Source organism: Pedobacter psychrodurus (assembly GCF_032678585.1).
In the GTDB taxonomy this organism is placed as follows: domain Bacteria; phylum Bacteroidota; class Bacteroidia; order Sphingobacteriales; family Sphingobacteriaceae; genus Pedobacter; species Pedobacter psychrodurus_A.
On the sequence record NZ_JAVTSN010000094.1, the window covers coordinates 1 to 7,976 of the forward strand.

The following is a 7,976-nucleotide window of genomic DNA, read 5'->3' on the forward strand; positions in this document are numbered from 1 at the left end:
AGCTATCGGGATCGGGCCCCACAGACCAAGCCACTTTACTGGCTTCCAAAGAAAATGGCATAGCCTTCATGAATGCCATTAAAAATCACTACTAAAAATGAATAAATTTTCAGCCGGCATTTTTTGTTTCTTTTTGATGCCAAAAAGAAAGAGCCCTTCGGCGGCGGCGAGCTGAGGCAAGACGGAGCAGCAGGGAAAAAAAATAAGTTATACGTCAATCATATTGATTTTTATAAAATAAATTATCCCTCATATGGCCTTTCTAATTAGAATACCTAGAACTTTACCCGTTCAACCACTACCGGCCCTATCAAGCCTGATGGTTGCAGGCCGCTATCCGGACGGTAAGGATTAACATACGTAGCCGTTTTCCGCTCTGCTACAGGCAATTTACTATCACCGATCAAACGGTTCATCCAGTTATTCACCACTGATATTTCTACTATATTTTCGCCGTTTTTAAGTGCTTTACCAATATCAATTTTCCAGGGTGCAGTCCAGATACCTCCAAGGTACTTACCATTTACCCTAACTTTAGCCATACCATTTAACGCACCAATATTCAGGTAGATCTGCTCCCCCGTTGCCGGTAGTTTTACTTTAAATGTATTGCTGTAAACCGCAGTTCCGGCATAATATTTTATGGCATCTTCAGGTCTTTTCGTCCAGTCAGTTAAGTTCTCAAAAATAACAGGTGCTTTAGGTCCACGAAATGCCTCGTCAAATTTTACTTTCCAGGGTGTATTTATGGTTACTTGCGTTAATGGCGCAGGAAAATTCACCTCCACACCCAAATTCTTAACAGCATTGGTCTGGCTTGTTCCATTTTTAAAAAACACAAAAACACTTTGCAAAGGTGCCAACTTCAAAGGCACTGTAGTTTGATTGTTTTTTACAACAAAACCTTTCAAGGGCCTAATCGCTCCATTGGTAGGATCCCACAGTTCAGGAGCAGCATTCTTAACCCTAAAGGATGGCGATAGTTCTACTGTTTCCTCTTTTTGATTACTGATAAAATACAGTTCACCTTCTGCAAGCTTGCGGTGAATAAATAAGGTTGAATTGGATCCTTTCTCGTCAAAATCAGGCCCAAGATTTAGCGCTGCCAGCGTTTTGGCAATATCATTGTGATTCAGATAATTTTTACTCGTTTTAAGTTGTTTTGATAATTCAACAACTTCATTATCGGCCTGCGGAAAACCTTCAAGGCTTGGCGAACGTTTTGGCAATTGCCCCATAATGTGTAGTCCTTGATTAGACATCTCCAATATTTTCTTTAACAAAACTGGCCGCATGGTTTCAAGTGGAGGCAATACCAGTAAAGCATAACTCATCCCCCCTTTAAGATACATTCTGCCATTGCGCACCGTTGCACGTTGCAAAATCACCTCTGCATTAACGTAATCAAAAGAATAACCTTTCGGAAGTGCAGGATCTGTAATACCTGTCATTTTCGGCGCATCTTCCCCTATAAAATAAGCCACATCCGCTACATAATTGCCTTGTTGAAGCATGTAATTACACCGCTTTAAATAAGAAGTAAACAAATCGAGGTATGGAAACCAGGTGTTGTGCCTGTTAAATTCGTTACCAAACCAGGCATTAATTCCCGGTAATTGTTCTTCGGGTTGATGGATGTATAGGTGAAAAAGTGTACTGTTTATGCCCTCGGTAAAAAAACGGTCGCCACGTTGTTTCATCATATAAGGAAAGCGTCCGAAGGTTTTACCTGCTGCAGTAAATGATTCGGCTGAAACTTTCGTTTTGCCATAAATATGCGCTGCAGATGAAGCTGCCCTATTTTCGATGTCGCCCAATTGGCCTTCACTCCAAAATTCGCCACCAATTTCATCAGCTTGCCCACCATATTGCAAAAATTCTCCAGGAAAACCCCAATGCCCATAACTTTCGAGCCAGGTTCTTAAGCCATATTTATGACTGATAGCACCTAAGCCAGCAACATAATCGTAGGCAACCCGATCAGCAATCAATCGTCTTAAATCCCATAAAAAACGATCGCTTTTATCCTGACTGCCAACCACCTTGCCATCTAAAACAGGAAGATATGGCACCGGGTCGTAATGATATTGACTGATAAAACGTGGCGCCATATCATCCGTCCAGTTTTGTCCACCGGTTTCGTAACTATCCTGTACCACCACTTTCCAGGTTTTGCGGTCGCTGGCTGGAATACGTTTAATTACTTGTCCCATAAAGGCATTAAAATGGCTTTCGATATGGGTTTTACTCATTTTATCAGTTTCCAGACCTGTACCTTCAGGATCCGCCGGTGCATTGGTTACCCCGGTAGGCAACATCCCAAAACGTTGAACAATCCATTCTCCTGCCGGGACATCCCATTTAAGCAAGCCATTTTTATCCATAAACGCAGAAATATCGATTACCTTTTTGGGATCGATTATTTCGCTATAACTGGTTTCAGATTGTACAGGCCATTGATACTCTTTCCAATATGGAAGTGGATCCTGAAACATTTTACCAAGGCTTTTTTCTACATAGGAAGCTACAACAGGAACATTGGAAATTTTAATTTCCTTTAAAGATATTCCCCCGCCATTACTTTTAATTTCTAACCGGTATGTTTTTGAGGTGGTTTCGGGAAGAGAAACGGCCACAGGCCCGTATGGCAGGAAGCCCACATTTAAAGCCATGTTGTGCCGATCTATTGTAAAGGTTTTCACCTCTTTATATATCCCCTGGTCTAAAACCTTTAGAACTGCAGTTGCATTGATCTGATTTTCTCCGGTTAAAATGGAGATGCTCCTTGCTGTAATGGGTTGATCAGCTACAAAGTCTATTGTGGCTTCTTTTTGATCCGATTTTAGTGTTTGGATGATTTCTTCAGTTTTATTCTTTGTTGGCGCACTGTAGGCAATAACTTTTACATCCTGAAAATCTCCTGAAGGTTTTTCCAACTGAATAGATTTGACTCCTTTGCCGCTCACCACCTCTTGGCTAGAGGTTAAGTACCGCATGGCCTGGGTTGGTTTTACCCATGGCCCACCGCTCTGGCTCCATCCCGGGCTGTTAAAGAGACCGATTTCAATATTAAGTTCGGTTGCTGTTTTCAATGCAGTATGCAAAATATCCCACCATTCATCAGTAAACATCTTCACCTTTCCGTGAGGCACGCTACTATCCTCTAGTCCGATGTTGCCTATAAACGCCCGGTTAATCCCCGCTTTCTTCATGGCCTGCAAATCCTTTACTACACCCGCCTTAGAGATATTACCGGATAGCCAATACCAATAAATACTGGTTTGTACAGAATCTGGAATATGAACAAAATTATTGCGGACAGACTGCTGGGCCCTTAAGGCCGATGGCACAATGGTGATGGCAAGAAATACAAGTAATACTTTACAAAAAGCGGATCTGTGGGATATATTCATTTGGTTTGATTAAAAAGCGTGATCATCAGAACAGGCAATTTAAAATGAAGATTTGGATAAACGAAAAATATAACGCAACATTTATGTGCACTACAATATTTAAATAGTAAAACGATTTTAATAGGCCCTACGCAGGATATTTCCGCTATCGTGATCGTCAATGAATCCGCTTTTCGAACAATGTTTTAGCTTGTTCCTACATTCCCTCGATCAGGTATTCCGGCTTAATATTGCGGCATATGCCACTAAAACAATGCATACAAATGAGGCGATGCTTCTTATTCTATGAAAGAAATTCCAGCTGCTTTCGAATTTATGCCGTAGATTGGCCAAACCTGCAGTATCTAGCTTAGTCAGATCAGTAGTGTCCAGCAGGTTATTAAGTGGCACATTGCCAACCATCGTAACCAAAAAAACACCTCCGAAATATAATAAAGCTGCAGCAAGGAGCAAATAAAAAACCATAGACTGTTCTTTGAAAAACCATACACTGATGGGTAACAGCACCAGCGTTCCCATAAAGGAAATAAAAAATAAAGGATTTAGAATTGCCCGGTTAATGGATTGCATAGCCTGAAGGTAGGAAGCGTCTGGTATACGGGCTAGCCCTGGATTAACCGAACAGGAATAAGCATAAAAAAGACCACCAATAAGTGCGGTAGAAACTGTACTGAGCAAAAGAAGAAAAATTTTAAACGTCATAAACCGATATGTTAATTCATAAAGATGTATAACGAATTTAAGAAAAAATGAGCTGAAATCACCAAAGATAAGAAAGGTAAAATGCTGGATTTAGCACAATATCCAAATCTAAAATGAGAGCGTCATTTTAGATAGGGAAGCACATTAAATTAGTATTGATAGGTAGATGTAGAACGAATGTCTTTTATGTTAAGCTTTGCCAAACACAGGTTTTAATGTTAATTAAATTTATCTATTTGTAAAACCTAAAGCGAATATCGTTCGCAAAAAACTTTTAAAGAACAAGTTTACACAGATCGGTCAGTTTCCGTTATGAATCGGTTTAAATACTAGTTAATATCCTGGCTCAAAACAACAATATCGATAGCCCGACATCCGATATGCCCCCGCTCCACATTAAAACGAACCTTTGTACCCACCAGTAACGATGGTTTGAAAATTCCTTTCAGCTGTTGATTGTCTGCATAAATCATTTCTGTGCCACTATCGGGCTCAATAAACCCGAATCCACGTATCGGATTATACCATTTAATCATTCCTGTATATCTCATAAGACAATTTTTTTTACATTAATTTAGCCATTAAAATCAAAAATTGATACAATTGCAGATAAATCGTACTATTTTCGTTATGAAAAGGTGTAATTTCGTGATGTATGCAAATGAAGATTTAGGAGATGATTAAGTGTATAGCCATAGATGACCAGCAAAGCTCTATAGTGGGACTGGAGAAATATATTGAAGAAACACCAAATATGCGGCTTGTGGGGAGTTATACAGACCCATTAACTGCATTGATGGAACTGAAAAAGATCGATACTGTTGATGTGATTTTTATGGATGTGCAAATGCCACAGATCTCCGGATTAGAACTTGCCAAGGCAGTGCGTTCAAAAACCAGAAAATTAATATTTACGACTTCTCACGAGGAATATGCTTTTGAAGCATTTGAGGCTGAAGGTGATGCATACCTATTAAAACCTTACGGTTATGCCAAATTTGCGCTTACGCTAAACCGGCTTTTTGGGGAGGAAATGGAGAATAAGGAGGAAGAAACCTATTTTCTGGTGAAAAATAAAGCGGAAGATCACAAAGCTGTTTTAGTGCGTTATACTGATATTATTGCTTTTGAGAGTTTTCATAACTACATCAAAATCCATACAAAAGAAAAAGTAATTATTGCTTACCTGAGTTTGAAAGATGTAAAAGAACAGCTCAGTATTAAGAGAAATTTTATACAGTTACACAGGGCCTATATTATTGCGATTGATCATATCCTGAATATCGATGGTAGCAGGATAACTTTATCAAACCAGACGAGTTTTACGGTTGGTGATATTTATAACAACGATTTCCGTGAATTTATTACGGATAAATTAATTATCAGCAGCCGTAAAAAGTAACGGCTGCTGTTACTAAAACATTATCTGCGATGTCCAAAATCAACAATACCTGTTAGTGAAGTTATCGTTGTTGTTGTTGGTTCAGATGTAGTTGTGGGATCGGATTTAATAACATTGTAGGCATTTTTTTTGAATATAAACACTGTTCTTTTAGCAATTTTCTTAGTCATCATAATGATATTTTTTTTATGAAAACTAGAAGCTTAAGAGTCCTATAACACCAATGATTACATATATAGTAAAGAAGTCTTTATGGATAGTTTAAACTGGAGCAAAAGCTCTTTAAGAAACTGGTTAGTTAATTACAAAACCCATATCATATGCTGGTCAGCATTTATATCATGGGAAACCATTATGGTTTTAGTTTTTGGTAGCTCTGTAGGAAACCTTAGTAATTTTGTAGTCCATTATTCAATAAATATTTTTTTATTCTATTTACACATTAGGTTACTAGAAAAAGCTACCGCTATTCCAAGTAGTACATTATGGAAAGTTATATTATTTGTTTCTCTCGAAATCAGCATATATACAGCCATGGTTTTTGGCCTGGATAATCTTCTTTATGCTTATACTGATATATTAGGTCATGGTGCCATTCCTACAACAACTGTTAGGGTATTTAAGCTCCTTTACAGATGTTCCTATTTCATGCTTTTCTCTACTGGTTATTTTTTCTTAAAGCGCTTCCTAAATGAAAGAGCAGAAAAAGAACGAATTGAGAAACAGCGTTTCCAGATGCTTATTGAGAAGGAAAGAACGGACAAGGAACTGTTAGTATCTAAAAATGCATTTTTAAAGGCACAGATTAACCCGCATCTGTTATTCAATACTTTCGAGTTTATTCATCAAAAAATCAGACAGCATTCTCCGGAAGATGCACAGGTAATGGTTTATCTTTCAGATATGATGCGTTTTGCGGCCACCACCGAGCATAACGAAGGTTATATCAAATTAAACGAAGAAATTACCCAATGCCAAAACCTCATCAAGTTACATCAGCTTACTCAAGGTCAGGTTTTTATAGAAATGGCCTTCTCGCCTGATGTAATGGACATTAAACTTATTCCTTTGGTACTGTTAACCATTCTGGAAAATATGTTTAAACATGGCAATTTGTTCGATCGCGATAACAAAGCCACTATTGATATTTATATGGATGGCGACTTACTGAAAATAGAAAGTAGAAATTTACCTGCATTGGTAAAAAGCAAAGTAGGTTTTGGATCAGGTTTAGACAATATCAGAACCAGATTAGATTATACTTATGCACACCATGCAGAAATGAAGGCTGATGTAGACGAAGATGGGTTTTATATCCTAACCATATCTATTGAAGAAAAGGCATTGGAAAAAGCATTTCCCAGCCATATGGAAAAAGTAATCTATCAATCTATTTAATTACACAAAACGATCAATTGCGGGTGCTTTAGTTACTTCGTAAAAACTCGACTTATTGAAAGAATATACCTTAAAAAGCAGCTCTTCCTCGCGCCTGGCAAGCGCGTGGATACCAGGGATAAACCGCTGTTTAAACCGTTTGATACAAACATCCTCCTGACAAATGATTTCATATCGGTTTTTGCCTTTAACGATAACTTCCTTTACATAATCAGGCCATTGTTTACTAAGCAGACTGGGTAACCAACTAAATTGCTGTAAGTTGATTAATAAACCCATCCCCTTTATTGCATCTTCTTCAATTTCATTGCCCACTACCTGTATCCAATTCTTTTCAACTTCATCAATAACACCAAGTATATTGCTGCCAGAAAGCACCAACCATGGATCTTCCATGCTGGCCCGAATTAACTGATAAGATTTGTCTTTTAAAAATTCCTGTTTAAATAAGTAAGTCAATTCGATCATAACGAGGTGTATCAGTTTGCTATTGGTAGGTTGTTGAGTCGTACAATGGTTTCAATGGTACTGGCAAAACGTTTCATTGAAATGGGTTTTCCGAGGTAACATTCATAGCTAGAATCGAGCATTCTCACCTCATGTTCCAAATTGGATGAAGCATAAATCACAAACCTTGCCTTTTCCCTTAAACGTTTGGATAGTTCGGTGCCCGCCATCCCATCCATGTCAATATCTAAAAAAAGAAAATCTACTTTTTCTCCATTACCTATGGTTTTTAGTGCGTCTAAAGGGTTATTAAACACATTGGTCACTTTTAAGAAATGAATTTCTTTGATATAATCGTTCAGCGCCTCGATGGCATGCTGCTCATCATCAACTATCGAACAGTTATAATACATATTTGTAATTTTATGTAGACTATGCAAATGTTATTAAAATCTACATCATTTCCAATAGCAAAAAGCAGAAAAGGTAAAATTACGGTGATAAATGTCTATTTAATACACGTCAATAATTCGCAAATACATCATATTTCATTTTACATAAAAAGACTACATGCTATTTAACCTTAACTTTGACGGAAAACATCGTTTTATTGC

Annotated in this window: 7 protein-coding genes; 2 read left to right on the top strand and 5 right to left on the bottom strand. The window is 37.9% G+C overall.

From position 1 onward, the window contains the following. Positions 1-275: 275 nt before the first annotated feature. The 3 genes from R2S57_RS29950 to R2S57_RS29960 form a co-directional block, all read right to left on the bottom strand. Entirely contained in the window at positions 276-3,413 is a 3,138-nt protein-coding gene (locus R2S57_RS29950; protein ID WP_316848581.1) for a glycosyl hydrolase, read from the bottom strand. A 210-nt stretch (positions 3,414-3,623) separates the two neighbouring features. Beyond that, the gene (locus tag R2S57_RS29955) at positions 3,624-4,115 is read right to left on the bottom strand and encodes a DUF1772 domain-containing protein (RefSeq protein ID WP_316848582.1); all 492 of its coding nucleotides are present in this window, start codon (positions 4,113-4,115) and stop codon (positions 3,624-3,626) included. A 329-nt stretch (positions 4,116-4,444) separates the two neighbouring features. Then, positions 4,445-4,666 (bottom strand): cold shock domain-containing protein, encoded by a 222-nt coding sequence (locus tag R2S57_RS29960; RefSeq protein ID WP_316848583.1) that lies wholly within the window; start codon positions 4,664-4,666, stop codon positions 4,445-4,447. A gap of 125 nt (positions 4,667-4,791) precedes the next feature. Here R2S57_RS29960 and R2S57_RS29965 point away from each other — a divergent pair, with 125 nt between their 5' ends. Together R2S57_RS29965 and R2S57_RS29970 are read left to right on the top strand one after the other, a co-directional pair. Further along, entirely contained in the window at positions 4,792-5,517 is a 726-nt protein-coding gene (locus R2S57_RS29965) for a LytTR family DNA-binding domain-containing protein (RefSeq protein ID WP_316848584.1), read from the top strand. Positions 5,518-6,051: 534 nt separating this feature from the next. Beyond that, complete coding sequence (locus tag R2S57_RS29970; RefSeq protein WP_316848585.1) at positions 6,052-6,915, top strand: histidine kinase; 864 nt, start codon at positions 6,052-6,054, stop codon at positions 6,913-6,915. Here the strand turns inward: R2S57_RS29970 and R2S57_RS29975 are convergent, their stop codons facing one another. Then, positions 6,916-7,311 carry a hypothetical protein gene (locus R2S57_RS29975; RefSeq protein WP_316848586.1) on the bottom strand — a complete coding sequence of 132 codons (396 nt, stop codon included), beginning with the start codon at positions 7,309-7,311 and terminating at the stop codon, positions 6,916-6,918. It lies immediately after the preceding gene. Positions 7,312-7,394: 83 nt separating this feature from the next. Beyond that, complete coding sequence (locus tag R2S57_RS29980; protein WP_316848587.1) at positions 7,395-7,775, bottom strand: LytR/AlgR family response regulator transcription factor; 381 nt, start codon at positions 7,773-7,775, stop codon at positions 7,395-7,397. Positions 7,776-7,976: the final 201 nt, after the last annotated feature.

Bases quoted from the DNA above. Each gene is read 5' to 3' on its own strand.
- R2S57_RS29950 (WP_316848581.1), bottom strand. From the start codon at position 3,413: ATGAATATATCCCACAGATCCGCTTTTTGTAAAGTATTACTTGTATTT.
- R2S57_RS29955 (WP_316848582.1), bottom strand. From the start codon at position 4,115: ATGACGTTTAAAATTTTTCTTCTTTTGCTCAGTACAGTTTCTACCGCA.
- R2S57_RS29960 (WP_316848583.1), bottom strand. From the start codon at position 4,666: ATGAGATATACAGGAATGATTAAATGGTATAATCCGATACGTGGATTC.
- R2S57_RS29965 (WP_316848584.1), top strand. From the start codon at position 4,792: ATGATTAAGTGTATAGCCATAGATGACCAGCAAAGCTCTATAGTGGGA.
- R2S57_RS29970 (WP_316848585.1), top strand. From the start codon at position 6,052: ATGGTTTTTGGCCTGGATAATCTTCTTTATGCTTATACTGATATATTA.
- R2S57_RS29975 (WP_316848586.1), bottom strand. From the start codon at position 7,311: ATGGAAGATCCATGGTTGGTGCTTTCTGGCAGCAATATACTTGGTGTT.
- R2S57_RS29980 (WP_316848587.1), bottom strand. From the start codon at position 7,775: ATGTATTATAACTGTTCGATAGTTGATGATGAGCAGCATGCCATCGAG.